The organism is Salipaludibacillus sp. CF4.18, assembly GCF_051262595.1.
GTDB lineage: Bacteria > Bacillota > Bacilli > Bacillales > Salisediminibacteriaceae > Salipaludibacillus > Salipaludibacillus neizhouensis.
This window is the reverse complement of the sequence record NZ_JBIMEV010000048.1, coordinates 15,986-34,463: the sequence shown is the minus strand read 5'-3', so window position 1 is coordinate 34,463 and position 18,478 is coordinate 15,986. Positions and strand designations below refer to the sequence as shown.

The following is an 18,478-nucleotide window of genomic DNA, read 5'->3' as shown; positions in this document are numbered from 1 at the left end:
AGAAAACACCTATATCCATGAAGGATATAGGTGTTATTAATGAAGATTATTTTGAGTAATGGTAATTTACATATTGCTCAATAGCCTCATTGACAATTCGTGTGATCGAACGTTTCTCATTGACTTTTACTTTCTCTAATGTTTCGATGTTCTTTTTAGTAAAATACGTGGTGACTCGCTTATGACCTTCTTCAAAGTTAGACTTTTTGTCACGTTGTTTTACGAGAGTGTCTAAATGAGGCTTTTTATCCTCTGTTTTTACTTGTGGATCTTTGAATCTTTGCTTCCCAAGCATAACCGGTCTAGAAGATCCCAACCCTTTCTTCGATTCGCTTTGATTAGCTTGTGGTCTAACTGTCTTTATCACTCTTTTTTCACTCATGCGTAACACCCTCTTTTTTTATATGGTACATACGTTTACGTTCACGTAGATGTTTACGTAGACGTAGACCTATATATTTGTTCATTATAAGAGAGGGAAAAAATGATTTTTTCTTGTTTACAGCAACTCAACAGCTTGTTGCTTCTCCGTTTTCGTAGTTTGAATATAGAATTTAGCGGTCATATTCACTGTACTATGCCCGGCTAACTTACTAACAGTTGTTAGATCAACCCCTTTCTTTAGCAAGCGTGTGCAAAACGTATGACGAAACAAATGCGGATGAATCTTAAACCCAAGTTCCTTTGAAATCAACGATAGCCAATCTCGTATGGCATCTCGATGCATCTTCGAAGCTCGTTGACTCACAAGTAAGTAATCACTGTTGACGAATTTAGAATTCTTTCGCTCTCCATTCATATATTCATCAATGGCAAGAATAACATCTTCTCTTAGACTAATTTCTCTTACTTTTCCTCCTTTTCCCCGAACCGTTAACGTATACGTCAACCGATCCACATCCTTTAGCTTGATGTTCACCAGTTCACTTACTCTTACACCTGTATATAACAAGAGATAAGCAGCAAGCTTATTCCTCACGATCACTTTACTTGAATCCTCTAGGTAGAATAATAGCTGCTCTACCTCTTTGTCTGACAACGCAGTAACTTCCTTCTCACTTCCGGAAGCGATCTTGATCCGATCCCTTTTCATATATATGAAAGAGGAATCCACAAGCCCTTTCATTCGTAAAAAATCATTGTACACCTTTAAACTATTGATTTTCTTGTTTATGGTCGTTACCGCAAATCCTTCATTCAATAGATACTCTTTGTATTTCATAAACGAAAAACGAGAAAGCAGCTGTGTTTCATCAACCACTTTCTCCATTAAGTATTGTTGAAATCCTTTTACATCATTGACGTATGATTGTATGGTTGTTTTGGCTTTCCCATCTTCCATTAACCACTGTGCAAAATCTCTTGTTTCTTCCATGTTGTTTTTCACAACCTTCCCTCTTTTGTTCCTAAAGTAGCGACAGTACCAGAAAAGTGAAGCTATTACTCTTCTTACCCTATTCTAGGACCACTCCTGGCAGTTCTATATTTCTGTCGTAAGTTTTTCTTCCCTAAAACACGTCAAGTGCTTGATAACCATCATTTCTTTCCATCACACTTAAGTTACCAAAGTATTGTCGTAAGATTACATATAGTTTTGGCGTCACTCTGTGTTCAATCGCTCAAGATATTCAATGTAGTTACGGAGTAATTCTCGATCAGCCGAACTTGGTATGCTTTTAAGAACTCTAGCCAAGTCTTTATTATCTACTTCAATTTCATGGGTCACAAATTCTTCAAGTAAAACTTCCAATAATTCATCTTTGGTTACTAGATCGTCATAGGTTCCTGTACCGTCGTTAAATTTCCGAAACCACTCTTGACCATTGAGTTTTATGACATGAACATTTGTCATCGTTTCACTCTCTTTCCACTTCGAAAATAGTTCTATCATGACGAATACAAACAGGTGGGCTTCCTAAATTGATTTCCTGACACATTGCCCATCCAATGTAGCCATCGTCATCTCCACGTTCTACCAGGCTAAACACCCAATTCAGATTCTCTGCATCCTCATGCATTGCACAAGAAAGCAAAAACGACTCCGGCAAAGTTTCCAGAAAATGAGGAGGGAACATTTCTTCGTCCACTTCTTCTTGTGAAAACATGTTACCTTCCCATGTTAGAGATCTTAATTCTTGCTTTGAGAACACTTGCCTCATTAAATATGTCACAAACAATTCTTCTGCTTCCCCCATGGTTAACTTACACATAGCCTTTTTCCTATAATGATACAAACGATTCATCACAAACGATTACATGATCTAATATCTCAATGCCCATCATCTTGCCTGCTTCTATCAATTTTTTGGTTACATCGATGTCTTCTTGACTTGGTTCTGGATTATTTGACGGATGGTTGTGACAAGAATGAGTGACGCTGCATTGCTTAAAATACCTACTTTCATGACTTCCCTAGGATGAACAATACTTGCATTTAGACTTCCAATGTGGCAAGTGTGAATCGCTGTCGGTTGATTTTTTGTGTCCAATGCCATCACAACAAAATGCTCACGGTCAACACCATCTAAATATTCCTTAAACAACTCCCAAGCATCACTCGGACTAGCAATGCGTCGATTCTTGTACAAGAAACTTGCTTCACGTACCAATTTGACACTCACTATGTTCACTCGCTTTCTTCGCTCTATCTTCTTCATTTCAATCCCACTTTCTAGTAACTCCATCTGTTCCTGTTTCTTACCTTCATACGTTTTCATATTATCTTCCTCCTAAAATTAGAATAGCCCTAATCCCTCGGTTGGAATTAGAGCTAAATACTACTATTCTAAGGTAATAATATATATTTATAGATACGTTTGTTCCATTTTAGGAAAAAGAAAAAAAGCAACCACATAGGCTGCTCCACTTAATCTTTCTATTACTTTTTCTCGTCAAATACTTCCACCGAAACACGGTTCAAACAACGTTTCCATTTCCTCTTTCAACTTCTTCAGGTTTGGAATGACCTTCAAGGGATGTCACCACTCGCTCAAAACTTTCACGAACCTTGCCGATGTGCGCTACAATTCCGTATCAATCGTATGGAGCCCAAGAAAATGCTTTGACTTCTTTTTTATTGGTGTTGTGCCCACTTAATAACCGCAATTTCTAGAGGATCTAACCTCGTCAATACTGAACGATACCAATGACTTGCTTCATCACCTGGCAAACATATAGCTGCTTTAAGAAATGCTCTTCTTTGCCATGCTGGAAATTCTATAGCGCTTCTTTTTTTAGGTCGAAACCAAGATTGTTGATTTACTACACCCAGTGCAAGAATAATTTCTCTTCTCGAAAAATCATCATCGTTCTCATTATAGAGTGTTGCTAACTTTTCCGTATTCCAGCCTGGTCCATTAGAAAAAGTTTTAAATAACCACATTTTGTGAAATTCCAAATGTCCTACTATAGATTCATCAAGAATTTTATATAACTTCACACTAACTACTTCTTTTTGTTCATTCGTCAATTCTAATTCGGTTAAATAATTAAATACATGTTTAAAAGCAGAGTATAACTTTTCAGTATTATCTAATACCAAGATAATACCAAGTCCAATACTTTTGAATTTTGAAGTTGAGCCATTCTTTTTAGTACAAAGCCAACTATTCTTGTATCTATGTCTTCTAATTCTAATTGTTCTATAAGTATTGCTTCCAAATTCATCGAATCTATTTCAGACTGCAAACTTTCTGGCAACATATCATAAGAAATTCGAGTATAAGGATCTTCTAATCCAATTTCATTTAAAATATCGGAAAACCTCTGATACAAGCTATCTACTTCAATTGTCTTTTCAGTTCTTAAGTAGTTTTCTCTAAACTGTTCCACAGATAGAATTTTAGTTTTGTGCTGTTGAAGAGTTAGACCATGATTACCAAACAGCATTGTCGCTAATAATGCAAGATGTTCATATGCTTCTTTTTTTGTATTGCAGAATATACGAAAATCATCTACATACCTACAAAAATCAACACCCTCACTAAGTAACCCTTCATCTATATCATTCAGTGTTAACTCTGCCAATAACCCTGATGCAGACTGCCCAACTGGAATCCCATAAGAGATACTTAAATTCCAACTGTTAAGTATTTTCTTTAAAGCGAAAGCATGATTATTCTTAATAGTACATGAACTTAACGCATTTTCAAGTGGATGTAAGTATATTCTAGGATAAAAATCGGCAATATCTGCAACTACAACATATTGAATTGATTCATCACCAGTAAATAAATTAACTTTTGAGGTGCAATAATCTAGAAATTTACTATAATTTATTTCTGGATCATACATTCTCCCATCATCATTTGGGTTGAATCTATATGAAAAACTTACATCTTTTTCAATAGGAACTCTCCTTGCTTCAATGTCTTCTCCTATTTCATAAACTAGAGCCGTGTAAATTATCGTATCTAGAGGATCTAATAATGTTGATAATCGAAATCCATACTTATGTTTAGGAGTAAGACTTCTTACTGTCCAATTCAGTACATCCTGACTTAGTAAATATTCTTTAAAGTTATTTCCATCTGGTAGTTCTTTTATTTTATTCAAACGGTATTGGAAATATATTTGTATCACCATACTTTTCGATATGGTTTAATGCCCAATCAAGTGAACTGCCTTTCAATTTCAACATTATTTTTTCACACCCTTTTTTATATTACTATACATAGACAACCTTCTACATATTTTTCCAATATCCTTCCTTTTTCAATAACTCTATCTACTAGTGTAGATATATTGATTCGTGGGATTGACTCAAGAGTCTGGCTAATCCTAAATTAACAGGCGCGCCAATTAAAGCAAAAAGAGCAACCACACAGGCTGCCCCACTTAATCATTCTATTACTTTTTCACAGCAATACTCCCACCAAGATGCGGCTGGGCTGCTTGCTCCATCTTTTGCACGTTCGCTGAATCGATCAACTTGTCCAGAGCTTCGCTTTGTTCCCCCGCTTGCCCCATCACTTTCTTCATCATCGAAACCGATGCCTGTTGTTGCACTTCTCCTTGACACATCGCCATCGAGAGTGCTGCAATTAAGAAACGAGATACGGTTCAAATAACGTTTCCATTTCTGCTTTCAACTTCTTCACGTTTGGAATGAGCGTGAACTGGAGGATCTCTTGGACTGTGCCATAGGAATGACCTTCAAGAGATGTCACCACTCCCTCTAAACTTTCACGTACCTTACCGATTTGTGCTTCTACTAATTCCGTATCATTCAAGTCCGCAAAAACAGGACCGACTGAATTCTCAATCGATGCAAAGCCACCAACGACATCATCCATCAACTGCATCGCCTCAGGGTATTTTGTTTCATTGAGCTGCTTTTGAACATGTGTTAATCCTTCTAACACCGTTTCTGAAAGCTGTATACTCTGCTTCATTACATCAAGATGCTTTTCCATTTGATCACTGCTTTCTATGTATAAAAATTATCTTCCATTCTATCGACATTAATCTACAAAATTCGGGTAGTGACACCCCCCTAAACCTAGAGGAACTCAACCAGGAGAACCGTCCCTGTGGTAGTACAGTTGTAGATTCTGCTTCATCACATCAAATGCTTCTCCATTTGATCACTACTTAATTTTCATTGATTTAAACATCATTCTAAAAACACGGGGTAGGTAGTAACCAGGTACGGTTAATTCATGTCTTCTGCGATACAAATGTGATCTGGATTACTTTCAAACTTTATAGTTGGTCTAAGAATATGAACTTCTTGCTTATTCCGTTTTTTTCTTTCTTTCAATCTCAATTTCATTCAATAATTGAAAAAGGCGCTCTTTGGTGGTTCTTTTTAATTTTTTAAATTCGATTCCATAGGTCATTTTAGGTTTGAGATTTAATTCTAGTTTTCTCTTAATTACTCCTACTACTTTAAATTCTTCTCCCTTTATTTTAAATGTCATACGTAATACAACGTGTTTCCTCACTGGAAAATCCATATCAGTGATTAACTGCATACCGTTAACACTTAAGTCACTTATGCTTCCAGGCCTTTCATTTGATCCCTTCTTTAACATTTTATTACCAATTTTTATTATCGAAAATGTACATCTATCAAACGGCATGTCGATACGAAAAGCTTTTCTTTGTTCTTGATCCTCTACATCCTTTACCTCTTTTGTTAACTTATTGACTTGAGATTCTTTTTGTTTTAAACGACGGTACATAAGTATGGTTAAGATGAAAAAGATGGTGGTTAGTATATAGATGAGTGTATGCACTATTGTAACAGTAATGGTATTTCTCTCCTTTCCTAAAACAGAACCACTTTTAATTATAGCTTGTTAATGTACTGTACCTTAGTGTCATTATCAGTAAGGGATGCGTGAATCCTTTCTAAAAACAAATTATGACACAATATAACCCTAGTAAACTGTGGCAAAACTTAAACTGCATCACTTGTTGTACCTCACCATTATTTTTACTTTCATAGCTACTAACAACGAGCTCGAATGTATTTATCACTTTCATTATCTTTGTCTCTATATCGTTGTCTTTTAGTTCTTTCTATACTGGCTCCAGAGACCTCTTAAAAGCTGTAAAACCTAGTTATAGTATGAAAAAAGAGACTCTAGCAAAACTAGAGCCTCCCTTGGGTTGAATAAGAATATTAACCAAGTAATTGTAGTACTGATTGTGGTTGTTGATTTGCTTGAGCTAACATAGACTGAGAAGCTTGGGAAAGGACGTTTGCTTTTGTCATTTCCATCATCTCTTTAGCCATATCAACGTCACGAACACGAGATTCCGCAGCTGATAGGTTCTCAGAAGAGTTGTCTAAGTTAGAGATTGTGTGCTCTAAACGGTTTTGAGTAGCACCGAGTTTAGAACGCTCTGCAGAAACATTTTCAATCGCATTGTTGATCGTTGTGATTGCTGAATCAGCAGACGCTTGAGAAGAAACATCAATTCCTCCAACAGAAATATCCATATCTGCAGTAGCTGCTGCATCCAATGTTAACACAGTATCCCCATCAGCATTAGTAAATGCAGTGTCATCTGTAGATTTTGCTACCACATCTCCATTTGCGTCTGTAATTGTTGAAGCACCAGATACAAAATTAACTGTGTAATCGCCTGCTTCTAATCCAGTGTTAGCTAGTTCAGCAGTACCAGTAGCTCCACTACTATCAATTTTTATTGAACCAGAATCTACCGCTTGAGTAAAAGTAAACTCTTCTACTGCTGTAGCTTGCATATCATTCCATACTTTACCATCAGCACTTTGTCCTACTTGATCTCCATTACTGTCTATTAACTTCAGACCATCAGTTGTATTTCCTTCAATGGTATATGTCCCATCAGCTAAAGCAGTTACACTTGCGTCAGTTTGTTCTGTTTTAACACTTCCAGCTACTCCTAGTTCAAATCCGCGCATATCATCAATAGAAAGACTCAAGTTTTGTCCTGAGTTTGCTCCGATTTGGAATTTATTATCTAATGATCCATCTAATAAATTCTGTGTGTTGAATTCCGTGTTATCACCAATTCGACTAATTTCTTGGGATAATTGATCGACTTCTTTTTGAATTTCTTCACGGTCAACTCCTACGTTTGTATCGTTGGCAGACTGAACGGCAAGCTCACGCATGCGTTGAAGGATTGAATGAGTCTCATCTAATCCACCTTCAGCAGTTTGAATCATCGAAATACCATCTTGTGCGTTACGGCTTGCTTGATCAAGACCATTGATCTGTGCACGCATCTTCTCGGAGATTGCAAGACCTGCTGCATCGTCCCCTGCTTTGTTGATACGCATACCTGAAGATAGTTTCTCCATTGAAGACTGCATGTTTCCTTGGTTGATTCCCATTTGACGAAGGACAACCTCCAATTTCCTATAGACCCCTAATTCTTCTAAGCTCTTTCCCCCACGCCTATCAAGGGTCTTTGTCCCTCTAGTTGTACAACCTTAGGTGATAAAAACAGAATGGAAAATTCCAATCCCAAAGCTGAAGATTCCTAAAAAGTTTGGAAGCAAGATTCCCAAAAGTAAGGCCCATATTGATTCTGATACTAATCGCTTCACAAAACCACATCCCTCATCAAATTCAAGAAAAACTTAGTTCGACATTTCTTTTTCTGGATAGCAAGCTAAAAAAGAAACAAGACACCCAGTCTATAAAAGTACCTTGCCACATCAATGGAACAAGCATAGTGATAAGAAACGCACCTCCTCACCCCACTCGCTAATCCACACTGCCCTCTATAAATCCATTCTACGCATGGAAAGGACAAGCTGCACCAGCTGCACCACTAAATTTTGTCTCCATATAAATACCACACTCAAAGTTGTACCGAATAAGAAACTTGTCCTAACAATCTATGCTCTTTCCAACAACGATTGTACTTCTCTCTCGTAACCATAATCTTGGAAAAAGTGTAGTAAAGCAACTTCAAAAATATCTTTCTGAGCAATGTTTTTCTCTGAACTAAAATCTCTAACCATTTGATCTAACTGATTGCTCATATGAACAGATTTAGTAACAAAAATACCTGGAATACCATACCTTGGAATACCTTGTGGTTTATCATCTCCTTTTGCTTTTTCAATTAATCGCTTTAGAACATGTTCGTTTTGTTCTAAATAAGTGAGAATGCTTCCTCCCAATGTTGACGAGGCAATAGGAGGAGTAATCACCCTTGTTTGTTCCTCTTCCATTCCCTCTTTCTCTAAAGCATTGTCAAAAACATAATTGTTTCGTTCAGCGTCCCATTGATAACCTTTAGATGTCATGTACAAAGCAAGTGAACGTGCTGATTCAAACCCTACTTTCTCTGCTATTTGTTTGGCATTAAATTTACCTGTTGTAAACAAAGAGATAACTTCGTCCCCCTGAGTCGTTCTTACTTCATCGCCTACTCCAGGTTTCTTCGTGTTATCTTGTGAGATATAAATACCTCTTTTTCTATCAAAATGATATCCTTCTAATCGAAAAGCATTATCTAATGAACGATATGTCGCGTACCCTAATTCTTTTGCTACTTCTTCACGAGGTCTACCTTTTTCAATTTCAGTTTTTGCATACTGTAACTTTTCTAATTTTGACATTGAAGTATCTTCTCCTATAATATTAATCATCGAAATCTCCCTTCTTTAATAAGAATGACTTTCTCTAATTGCTTTTGAGAAAGCCATAATAGTGTTAAAGTACACTCACCGCATCTTCTAACTGAGCCATGGACGAATGAGTATAAATAGACGTTGTTTTCAAATCAGAATGTCCCAAAAGTTTGGAGATTGCCACAATGTCGACATGATTGTGAACCAAACGAGATGCAAAGGAATGTCTAAAGACATGAGGTGTAATCTGACGTCTCCATCCCAGCTTCTCTCTTGTTTCTCTCACAACAGCTTGTACACGTACTTTTGATAATCGACCTGTTTTCTCAGTCGCAAAGAAGTCATCACTTTTAACCTTCCATTCCAAATAATCATTTAAAATCACATACAGTTTTTCTGACATGGGTACCGTACGAGACTTATTACCCTTACCATTACGTACGAATAATTTCCGACTTTCCATGTCTACATCATCCATGTTTAATGCCAGTGCTTCCGCGATTCGAAGACCTGAATAAAATAGACTAATCACTACAACCCTTACAAGTTTGTGATCAATGGCAGTTACAAACTCCATCACTTCTTCTTCGGTTAGGTAATCACGTTCGGCTTGTGGAATCCTTACAGGTCTAATTTCGGAAGCAATATCCTCTGTACACCATTTCTTTTTCCAAGCAAGTTTGAAGAACATCTTTAATGCAATGTGCATTCGCTTCATACTAGACGGCTTATAGTGGCGTTCCTCTCGTAGCATCAAGAAGAACTTCTCTAAATCTTCCATCACAATATCCTCAGTAAAAACCTGACAATTATAGTTTTGTGCTAGCCATTTTTCATAAAATAGCAGATCCTGTGAATAACCAGATATTGTACTCTTACTGCGTCCAAGTGCTCTCAAATCAACGATAAACAACTGAATATGATCTCTAAACAACATCCTAAATCCCCTCCTAATAAACTAACTTTCTGACTATCTTGTTTGGATAAGTTCAATACTCTTACACAAATAAACCCATTTTTTGTTCGTCTATACAATGCCGATTTTAGGTGGAGCGGACGGTGCGGTTCCGTCAACCCCTTCTGTCCCAAGGTTTGATAAGGCGGCGATGTAGAGGAGCGTTCCTAGTCAAAAGGTGCGACCAAGACCACTCAGCGTTCATTTAACAACCACCATTTTTAAAATTACTCCTTAAAGAAAAGACTTTTTTTGTAAAGGCATGTGGTTATTCAACAAATGAGGGAATTTTTCATTCTCCTTTACGTCTATTAATCCATCTGGAATTTCAATGCAGTAAAAATTAGCCCTTACTTCCTTTTGTTTTTCAATAGACTCGAAATCTTCTACCTCTGAAATTGCTGTTCTTCTCCGAGTCAGCTTGCTTGTGTCGTGATCTAAGTAACCCTTTTCTCTCCAATGACGCAAAATAACATTGGTGTCTTCGAAATTCCCTTCCGCCATAATCGCTTTAAACACACTTGGAAGGATCGTTACTTCATTCTTACCATTTTTCAAGGCGATTCTTCCCCAACATTCATAAGCTTTTTCATTTCTTCCGTTCATCTCAAATTTACTCTGGTGTTGCATTACTTGCTCCTGGAAATATCGGTAAGCAATATCCCCGACACTCCGTTCTCCTGCATTCGTTTGTTCTATGTTAATTAAAAGATCCAAAATGCTATCAACGTCCATATCAAAGTCGAAACATTCGTTAACCAATTCTGCCGATGTCATGAGTAGAGCTAACTTATCACCAATGCGATGGGAAAACTGATCTTTTGTTGGCATGGCATCCACACAACGTACTTGCCACTCTTTCCATCGCTTTAAGATTGCTGCTTTTCCTAACGCTTGTATATGCCTTATAAATATCGGACCTGCTTGTCCATAGTTTTCAAGAAGACTTTCTTTAAGGCGATTGGCGTGTGCTGCTGATTCCGTCCACTTTAGACTCTCAATCTCTGTTAAGCGTACTTTAATACCAGTGTTGTGATTGGCTTTCTCAGTGAGCTGATGCTCTGCTGTTGACCAGAGAACCCCTGACCATTTGCGTCGGTCTACAAGTTGAAGTTCTTTTGTCATTCTTGCTTTCTCCATCCCCTCAGCAAGAACGTACAAGATTTCGGTGAAGTCTTTCATCTTATTCATGGAAGCCTCGTCTATAGCTAAAGGAACCCCTTGATTCCCAACTAATTGTGCAATAATTCCATTGTGTGTACCGCTCCACTTCAACAAGCAACCTCCCTCTTTTGTAGTAGGAGCACCGAATGGTGACACGTACACTCTTGCTGCCGTCGTTTTACCTGTTGTACTATCCCCATAGGCATGTAATAGAAGGACTTCTAAATCAAGATCTTTGGCAATCCACGCGACCACAGGAGAAGCAAAGCCAGCCGTTAATGCCAAACAAAGTGGTGTATGTGGAACGACGTCATTGTATATGATTTGTTTCCACGTTTCATAAGTCCCTTTTTCCTTGATATTGAACGAACCATTATAGCTTGATATGAGATTGTCATTGCCAATGCTTTGATCATGTTTAAAAACCTCTACCCCCTCAATTTCACTCCACCCAAGCTGCGAATGCGTATAATGATAGGGAGCTTGTTCTTCTTGTAAGTTAAGAAACTTTTGAACCTTGGTTACCTTATAATCGGGAACATCCAGTCCATATTCTAATAGTTTCACCAATTCATTTTTCAACAACTGTTTACGAGAAATAATTTTTCTGTGGTACTTGTTTTTGTAATAATATTCTAACTCTAGTTCGACAGATTGCGTTTCAACATCCTGACGAATCTCCTTAATATAGATAACTCTCCCCACTTTCATTTCTACGTCTGTCTTTGTCCTACTGTCGTATTCTAAAGAATAAAGAGTGTTATCTTTAACAGAGAATGATTCGATTTTTTTGGGGTATTGCTTGGAACTAGCTTTAGTTCCTCGTTGTTGTGAGTCAGGGGCTTTCACTAGTTTTGGGAAATCCCTCGGAGAACCGGAATTCTCCGAACGTTTGACAGTAAACGTCTTTCCGCGTATATTCTGGTTTTGCTTACGTGACTGGCTCATGCTCACCCTCCTCTTTCTCGTTCAATGCTTGTATTGATCTTTCTATCTCCACATCATCCACATGTGTGTAGATTCCTGTAGAATGCAAACTTTCATGACCCAGTAGGCGTTGTATATACACGTGATGCACTCCTTGTTTCACAAGATGACTAGCATAACTATGGCGAAGTGAGTGGGCGGTAATTCGCTTTGTCCACCCTAGTTGAATCACTGCTTTTTTCAAATGTCTATTCACATACACGTTGGATAAGGTTCCTGTTTTGGCTGTAACAAATAAACGATCACTTTCTACTTTTGGTCTTTCCGTCTTTATATAGACTTCTAATATCTTAACCATCTCAGTGGTCAATGGAACAACACGATATTTTCCTCCCTTTCCATTTCGAACGTGTACGACTTGCTTTATGAGATCTGCATCATCCAGATTGAGTTGAAGACATTCTGAAATTCGTAAGCCACTGTAGAATAAGAAGAAAATGACTCTTTGGATGATAACGTGCCTGATCGTCGATTCAAGTAACAAAAACTCTTCTTCGGTGATCATAGATGGTTCTTCCCTCTCGACTTGGATTCTTGGGACATCAAGAGCTTCATTGCGACTCATTAACCTTTGTCCCAACGCAAACGAACAGAAAGAAGACAGCGTATAATACTGGCGTTGACACGTAATTGCTCGATTATTACGCACTTTCTGACTGTATGTTAGAAACTGTTTAATTCTTAGTGTATTGATATCCATCATCATTGGATTCCTTCCCAATTCATCTGCCAAATAGTTTTCAAACAACCCCAAATCCATTAAGTAATTTTTCAATGTATGTTTGGATCTACCTTGTTTCTCTAATGTAGACGAAAAAAGCAATATCGCTTCCTGTAACTCCATGTCCTTAACTCCCTTCAGCCTTTTCTTACTACCCAATTGAAAGTAAAAGGGAAACATGGCTACTCACATTCCCCTTGCGTTTTTTTTCACTTCTGAAAAGCTATATTATTCCCAGCATCATTCGGTTTAAATGTAACGCCGTTTCTACTTTTCGTATTAAATATCCCGTCAGGCAACCGCCTTTTCACATCATTTGCAATGATATCTTTTTTCGAAATGAAATCCCCTAGTTCTTCATCAATTGGAAAAACTTCAGTAATGTTATAATAGCTATCATCTCTTTCGATACGTATTTGGCACTGTGCCCCTATGAGATCTTCCAATTCAACAGAACAACAATGAATGTCCCCTTCAAGTTCGTTTTTGAGTATTACTCTAATTAGTTTTTCTAATGGTAATACTTTGTCTGGACTTGTTTGAGTTGTTCGGAGATTTGCTCGTTTAATTACACCTTGAGTGATATCAACAAAGTATATAGTGATATAATTTTTTCCAATATTACTCGTATCAAATTCACAAATTTCTACTTTTTTGTAGCCTTCCTCATTTAAGTGACCTTGATATTCACCGTTTGTAAGAATAATAGATTCTTTACCGTTTATCGTTCTGATATTACCTAACATGCCACATCATCCTTTTTTTCGATTAATTTTATTCATCCTAACTAAATAGAAACAGAATACCGAAACAAGTGAATTTTCAGCATTCTGTTTGACTAGCTTTTTAACCATCTATTAACTCAACTTCTGGTTTCATGTTTATAAAAACAATTACTTCGTTGTCTAGTTCTTGTGTTTTCATAATAGGGAAAGTTAGTGATGTCCGTTCAGAGAAATCAAGCTCATATTGATCTATCAATTCTTTCACAAGAGCAGCATTATATATCGCTCCATTTTTGCCACTTTTTCTTAGTGTATAATTGGTGTTCCTTTCATCTAAGTAAGTCCCGATTGCAAGGACATCATCGCTATACGCAAATTGAACAGTGGTTGGATGAGAAAGCATGTCGAGAAAGCTCGCATTCAAGACGGCTCGTTTTCCATTGTTCGAGTAGATGAGAGAAAATCCACCTCCCCCATTCGCACGTGTTGAATCAGGATGTGTTGATCCTTTAAAAGTCTTTACATCTAGTAAACTCTCATTCCCTTTCATCATTAATAATCATCTCCAAACGGAACGCAATCACCTTCACCGAAAGGAACCTGGTGAACTTCCATGGTATAGGTAAAGGAGATATCTTGTGGTGAAAGGTGAATCCCTGTCTCTAAATCCAAGAAGAATTCGTCTGATAGAATAGCAGCTTTCAAATCATCGAAAGATGAATATTTTTGTCCTTCGAAATACGATACCTTAATGTGATAGAATTCACTCACAGTCAGGATTTCAATACCTTCAATGCCCTGATTTTCTTGATTAGCATGAAGAAAATCCACTATTTTAAACACTTCTTCTTCTCTTTCAAGCATTAACTGGTACGTTGTACTCTGACATCCGAAAAGGATGACCGTTCCTGCCTCTGCCTTACTGGTCATTTTTGCAGCTGGTTTGTTCTTGACAATCAATGGAAGGATTTTGTTCATTTTATTCATCTCCTCTAATTTTAGTTAGTTCGTTTAAGCTGGTTGTCTTTTTCACATTCATACGTTTCATCTTGCGTTCCCCTTTTTCACCATGTAGCAGCAGTACCAACATAGCGTTAAAAAGCTTTTCTTTATTTGGTAATTTTGAACGCTACTGATGCTACAGAAGGTTGATTTCTGGGCAAAAGAGAATAGAATCTACTGTTTTTTCCATGTATAAATAAAAGCTTAATCAAAATACGTTCAATAACATAATATATATTTAGACATTTACTCATATTTTAATGACCTCCTTGTGTTTAAAAAATTTAGGTTACGAGAAACTTTATAAAAAAATACGAAAATCAATTATTTTTCAAGCATCATAGCCCCCTAAAGGCTATGATGCTTTTATTTGATGACCTAAAACTTGTATTTAGTAAAGCATTGTCAAGTGCTCCTTCATTCCATAATATAGAAATTTAAACTAGTGAGTCCAAGTTCGATTACATAAGGAATTTTTATCCCTTTTAATCTCTCCTGTATCTCACTCACCTTCTCTTCAACACCCCTCCCCAACATGTGACAGTGTAAGATTGTAGTCATTTTTGGATTTTTACATTTACATAGAAGCTGTCCATTCAAGATTTGTAATTCACAATCTTCACCTAAAACCGACATAATTTCTTGTGTTACTTCTTTTACTTCTTTTTGATTTTGAAAAGATGTAAGGTCTACTTTTATTGAATAGTAATGAAAGAAACTTCCTGACTCTAGGTAACCCTCTGGAAAATCAGATTGAATATGAACTTCTTGGTTATTTACCGTAGTTGTTAGCATGCTTAATCCCCCTAAAAGAATATGAATGTAAGTGGTTCTTCTTAAACCGAAGCTTAGTAGTATCCATGAATGGCATCAATCTCTAATTCAAAGCTTACAGCATTCTTAAACGTTTCTGATTGTTCTTTCAATGGACCTATAAGGTATTTGACATGACCTACTACCACAGGTTCAAATACTTCAATATAGCGGAATCCCTTTAATTTCTTTGGTTTAATCGAGTAAACAAGAATGTTAGAAGTTTCATAAAATGTACCCTCCATTGCTATGTCTGTGTATAAATCCCTTATTTTTTTTTCTAGTTGCTCTTTATTTTCTGAAGATGTTTTTCCCTCCAATTGGCTTAAGTCGAATGTAACTAAGCAATTTCTGAAATAGTAACTATTTACCCATCCTGTATTTTCAGGCACATCAAAAGTTATCCCCACATTGTAATGATCTACTTCTGTATTGAATTTCATTTTTTTCCCTCCTAATTTTAGTTGTCATTGGTGCCTAGCTTCTTGAGTCTCTTGCATTGTTTTTCATTAGATTTCATCTAAGCCATTTTTTCCATATTTACTTCCTCCTTGTTGGGTAGTGTTTTAAGTAGTGATTAACGCTTCTCGATGGGCATACATTTTTTGCAACTGCTCGTTCTTGTATTTCATTACATTCATCTCCTCTGTCTTTTCTTTGCATCTTTATTTCTTTGCTTAACACTTACCAAATATATAAAAATATTATTCAACAGTCAACTACTAAAAAGCTTATATAAAGGGGTTAATCAAATAAATTATTCATAAATTTAATTATTATTCATTAAATTATTCAATAATTATTGATAATTTGTATAATTAAGTTTATAATACTAGTAGGCTTAGTGAATACGTTTATTCAGCCGTCTAGACTTAATAACAAACTGCTCCTGTATATTAAAAATTAAAAATGCACCGAAAATAAATTGAATTTTTTAGTGAAAAATTTGGTTATTAAAGGAGAATTGGTCACATAATGAAAAAAGAAGGAACTCAGAAAGGGATTTCGCCGAAAAAATTAAGACAAAAGAAAATCTCAGAAATCATTCAATCAGAAGATTTTTACACACATTCATCTATTATAGAAGAACTTAATCAACAAGGTATACAAAGTACACAAGCTACCATTAGTCGAGACTTGCGTTCCTTAAATTTAAATGAAAAGGAAAAAAACCAACCTTATAAGATCTCAGAAGAAGCTATACAAGAATTGCACAAGTATGAATTAGAGTCTATGATGAAAGAAATATCCCCGACTTTTTATGAAAAAGTGTCCTATTGCTATTTGAAAACGAAAGAGGGAAAAGCATCTGGTTATGCTTTTCACCTCCAAAAAGCTTTCCCTGGTATAATCATTGATTTAACAATTGGGATTGATAATTTGGTGATGCTAATTAACTTGAATGCTGCCACTAAAGATTTTTTTGCATTCTTAGAAAACAACTGAGTTATATTTTAAAAAAAGAAAGGATGGCTGACAGTCTATTACTTGCACCCATCTTTTATTTTTCATGTTTTACTATTATATTAATCCTCATTGCCACGCATACTCTTGTTTTACTTATCCCTTTTTCGATATCACCTTCAAAATAGCTCCAACTACTTCGATTATGATTTCTTCGATTATCTTCTTATCTACCATTGCAGTCACCCTTCCATCGGTTAGTAATCTTCTGGAAACATCATCATTTGTGTCTGACCGTCGTCGATGCACCAAATAGTAGTTGTGATTGGCTCAGTATTCTTCAAATCAATAATCCACTGTTCCTTATATGATGGCTGTTCTTGACGATGCAATACCGATTGCGTTTCTTTTATGACCGTTAACTCAAATACTTGTAAGTAGTCAATCTCTCTTCCAGCCTTTCGTTCCTTATCAATAAAATTCCACAGATGCATTGCAATTTCTGGATGGATTTTTTCTGCGAGACTCTTTGTCATATATCGCTTACTTGGATCGTCAAACATAAAGTTACCTTCTTTCCTTTTATAATCATCAATTACGATTACAGTTTGTCCACTGCATCTTGTTTTTCTTGTCGTGTTGTTTGAATATAGAACTTCGCTGTCATGTTCACTGTTGAATGTCCTACCAACTTACTTACTGTAGTTATATCTACCCCCTTTTTTAGCAATCTTTTACAAAAACTATGTCGAAAAATATGCGGATGCAATTTGAATCCAATATCCTTTCCGACATTAGCTAACCAGTCTCTCACCGCATCGCGATGCATCTTTTCTGCACGCTGACTTACTAGTAAATGCGGACTGTCGCAGAATGCAGACATTGAACGCTCTTCATTTCTGTACTCCCTTACTAATTGTAGGACGTCCTTTCTAAGCCCGATTTCGCGTCGCTTTCCGCCTTTTCCGATAACGTTTAGATTGCTAGTGAGATAATCGATATCTTCCAATTGGATACCGACTAATTCACTCACTCGAACACCTGTATACAGCAATAGGTATACAATCAACTTATTGCGTAAGCTGACTTTGTTTTTGTTTTCAACATAAAAGAGTAGCTTTTCTACTTGTTCCTCTGAAAGAGCATCCACCGTTCTTTCGCTACCAGCAGCTATTTTAATTTGATCACGTTTCAATTCAATGTAGGTATCACTTACTGTTCCTTTCATTAATAAGAAGTCGTTGTATACTTTTAAACTATTTATCTTCTTGTTGATCGTTGAAACAGCATAATGCTCTTTCATTAAGTGTTCCTTATACCTTACGAAGGTGAAGCGCGCTAGGACTGGTATGTCTTTTGACTTTTCATTCAGATATACTTTGAATCCATGGACATCATTAACATAGGATTCTATAGTTTTAAAAGCTTTCCCATCTTCAAATAGCCATTGTTCAAATGCCTCAATATCCAAGTTTGATTTACCTCCAATATAAAAAGCCATTGATGCTGTGTTTCATGCACCAATGGCTTTTTACCGATTCTATTTGTTTTATAATACGTCCATACAACTATCATTTTTGATCATCCTTCCATTCTCACGACAGTTATATAATTATGGCGTGAGA

The 18,478-nt window shown here is 36.5% G+C and carries 22 protein-coding genes and 1 pseudogene; 1 reads left to right on the top strand and 22 read right to left on the bottom strand.

Features of this window, described 5'->3' with window-relative positions:
- Positions 1-46: 46 nt before the first annotated feature.
- From ACHABW_RS20510 to ACHABW_RS20415, 20 genes and pseudogenes are all read right to left on the bottom strand, one after another.
- Positions 47-382: a hypothetical protein gene (locus tag ACHABW_RS20510; RefSeq protein WP_435758100.1), complete on the bottom strand. Its 336-nt coding sequence runs from the start codon at positions 380-382 to the stop codon at positions 47-49.
- A 117-nt stretch (positions 383-499) separates the two neighbouring features.
- Positions 500-1,375, bottom strand: coding sequence for a tyrosine-type recombinase/integrase (locus ACHABW_RS20505; protein WP_435758106.1), 876 nt, complete (start codon positions 1,373-1,375; stop codon positions 500-502).
- A 225-nt stretch (positions 1,376-1,600) separates the two neighbouring features.
- A complete protein-coding gene (locus tag ACHABW_RS20500; protein WP_435758098.1) occupies positions 1,601-1,852 on the bottom strand; it encodes a hypothetical protein in 252 nt (83 codons plus the stop codon).
- A 4-nt stretch (positions 1,853-1,856) separates the two neighbouring features.
- Positions 1,857-2,210, bottom strand: coding sequence for a hypothetical protein (locus ACHABW_RS20495; protein WP_435758096.1), 354 nt, complete (start codon positions 2,208-2,210; stop codon positions 1,857-1,859).
- A 10-nt stretch (positions 2,211-2,220) separates the two neighbouring features.
- Positions 2,221-2,717, bottom strand: a pseudogene (locus tag ACHABW_RS20490) (JAB domain-containing protein).
- 356 nt (positions 2,718-3,073) lie between these two features.
- Positions 3,074-3,541, bottom strand: coding sequence for a hypothetical protein (locus ACHABW_RS20485; RefSeq protein WP_435758094.1), 468 nt, complete (start codon positions 3,539-3,541; stop codon positions 3,074-3,076).
- A complete protein-coding gene (locus ACHABW_RS20480) occupies positions 3,532-4,584 on the bottom strand; it encodes an RNA-directed DNA polymerase (RefSeq protein WP_435758092.1) in 1,053 nt (350 codons plus the stop codon). Before ACHABW_RS20480 ends, ACHABW_RS20485 begins: the two co-directional genes overlap by 10 nt.
- A gap of 264 nt (positions 4,585-4,848) precedes the next feature.
- Entirely contained in the window at positions 4,849-4,983 is a 135-nt protein-coding gene (locus tag ACHABW_RS20475) for a YjfB family protein (protein WP_435758104.1), read from the bottom strand.
- Between the two features lie 59 nt (positions 4,984-5,042).
- Positions 5,043-5,414: a hypothetical protein gene (locus ACHABW_RS20470; RefSeq protein WP_435758090.1), complete on the bottom strand. Its 372-nt coding sequence runs from the start codon at positions 5,412-5,414 to the stop codon at positions 5,043-5,045.
- A gap of 321 nt (positions 5,415-5,735) precedes the next feature.
- Entirely contained in the window at positions 5,736-6,185 is a 450-nt protein-coding gene (locus ACHABW_RS20465) for a PilZ domain-containing protein (RefSeq protein ID WP_435758088.1), read from the bottom strand.
- Positions 6,186-6,628: 443 nt separating this feature from the next.
- Positions 6,629-7,831: a flagellin gene (locus tag ACHABW_RS20460; protein WP_435758102.1), complete on the bottom strand. Its 1,203-nt coding sequence runs from the start codon at positions 7,829-7,831 to the stop codon at positions 6,629-6,631.
- Positions 7,832-8,341: 510 nt separating this feature from the next.
- A complete protein-coding gene (locus ACHABW_RS20455; protein WP_435758086.1) occupies positions 8,342-9,100 on the bottom strand; it encodes a hypothetical protein in 759 nt (252 codons plus the stop codon).
- A 64-nt stretch (positions 9,101-9,164) separates the two neighbouring features.
- Complete coding sequence (locus tag ACHABW_RS20450; RefSeq protein WP_435758085.1) at positions 9,165-10,019, bottom strand: tyrosine-type recombinase/integrase; 855 nt, start codon at positions 10,017-10,019, stop codon at positions 9,165-9,167.
- A 252-nt stretch (positions 10,020-10,271) separates the two neighbouring features.
- A complete protein-coding gene (locus tag ACHABW_RS20445; RefSeq protein ID WP_435758083.1) occupies positions 10,272-12,149 on the bottom strand; it encodes a DUF927 domain-containing protein in 1,878 nt (625 codons plus the stop codon).
- Positions 12,133-13,032, bottom strand: a complete 900-nt coding sequence (locus tag ACHABW_RS20440) for a tyrosine-type recombinase/integrase (RefSeq protein WP_435758081.1) — start codon at positions 13,030-13,032, stop codon at positions 12,133-12,135. Before ACHABW_RS20440 ends, ACHABW_RS20445 begins: the two co-directional genes overlap by 17 nt.
- Before the next feature lie 86 nt (positions 13,033-13,118).
- Positions 13,119-13,655, bottom strand: a complete 537-nt coding sequence (locus ACHABW_RS20435) for a hypothetical protein (protein ID WP_435758079.1) — start codon at positions 13,653-13,655, stop codon at positions 13,119-13,121.
- 100 nt (positions 13,656-13,755) lie between these two features.
- Positions 13,756-14,187 (bottom strand): hypothetical protein, encoded by a 432-nt coding sequence (locus tag ACHABW_RS20430; protein ID WP_435758076.1) that lies wholly within the window; start codon positions 14,185-14,187, stop codon positions 13,756-13,758.
- On the bottom strand, positions 14,187-14,612 hold the full coding sequence (locus ACHABW_RS20425; protein ID WP_435758074.1) for a hypothetical protein: 426 nt from the start codon (positions 14,610-14,612) through the stop codon (positions 14,187-14,189). Before ACHABW_RS20425 ends, ACHABW_RS20430 begins: the two co-directional genes overlap by 1 nt.
- A gap of 441 nt (positions 14,613-15,053) precedes the next feature.
- Positions 15,054-15,431 carry a hypothetical protein gene (locus ACHABW_RS20420; protein ID WP_435758072.1) on the bottom strand — a complete coding sequence of 126 codons (378 nt, stop codon included), beginning with the start codon at positions 15,429-15,431 and terminating at the stop codon, positions 15,054-15,056.
- A gap of 53 nt (positions 15,432-15,484) precedes the next feature.
- On the bottom strand, positions 15,485-15,892 hold the full coding sequence (locus ACHABW_RS20415) for a hypothetical protein (protein WP_435758070.1): 408 nt from the start codon (positions 15,890-15,892) through the stop codon (positions 15,485-15,487).
- Between the two features lie 532 nt (positions 15,893-16,424).
- Between ACHABW_RS20415 and ACHABW_RS20410 the strand changes: the two genes are divergently transcribed.
- The gene (locus ACHABW_RS20410; protein WP_435758069.1) at positions 16,425-16,895 is read left to right on the top strand and encodes a hypothetical protein; all 471 of its coding nucleotides are present in this window, start codon (positions 16,425-16,427) and stop codon (positions 16,893-16,895) included.
- A 215-nt stretch (positions 16,896-17,110) separates the two neighbouring features.
- Here the strand turns inward: ACHABW_RS20410 and ACHABW_RS20405 are convergent, their stop codons facing one another.
- Both ACHABW_RS20405 and ACHABW_RS20400 read right to left on the bottom strand, forming a co-directional pair.
- Positions 17,111-17,416, bottom strand: a complete 306-nt coding sequence (locus tag ACHABW_RS20405; protein ID WP_435758067.1) for a DUF960 family protein — start codon at positions 17,414-17,416, stop codon at positions 17,111-17,113.
- 38 nt (positions 17,417-17,454) lie between these two features.
- A complete protein-coding gene (locus tag ACHABW_RS20400) occupies positions 17,455-18,354 on the bottom strand; it encodes a tyrosine-type recombinase/integrase (RefSeq protein ID WP_435758065.1) in 900 nt (299 codons plus the stop codon).
- Positions 18,355-18,478 lie beyond the last annotated feature (124 nt).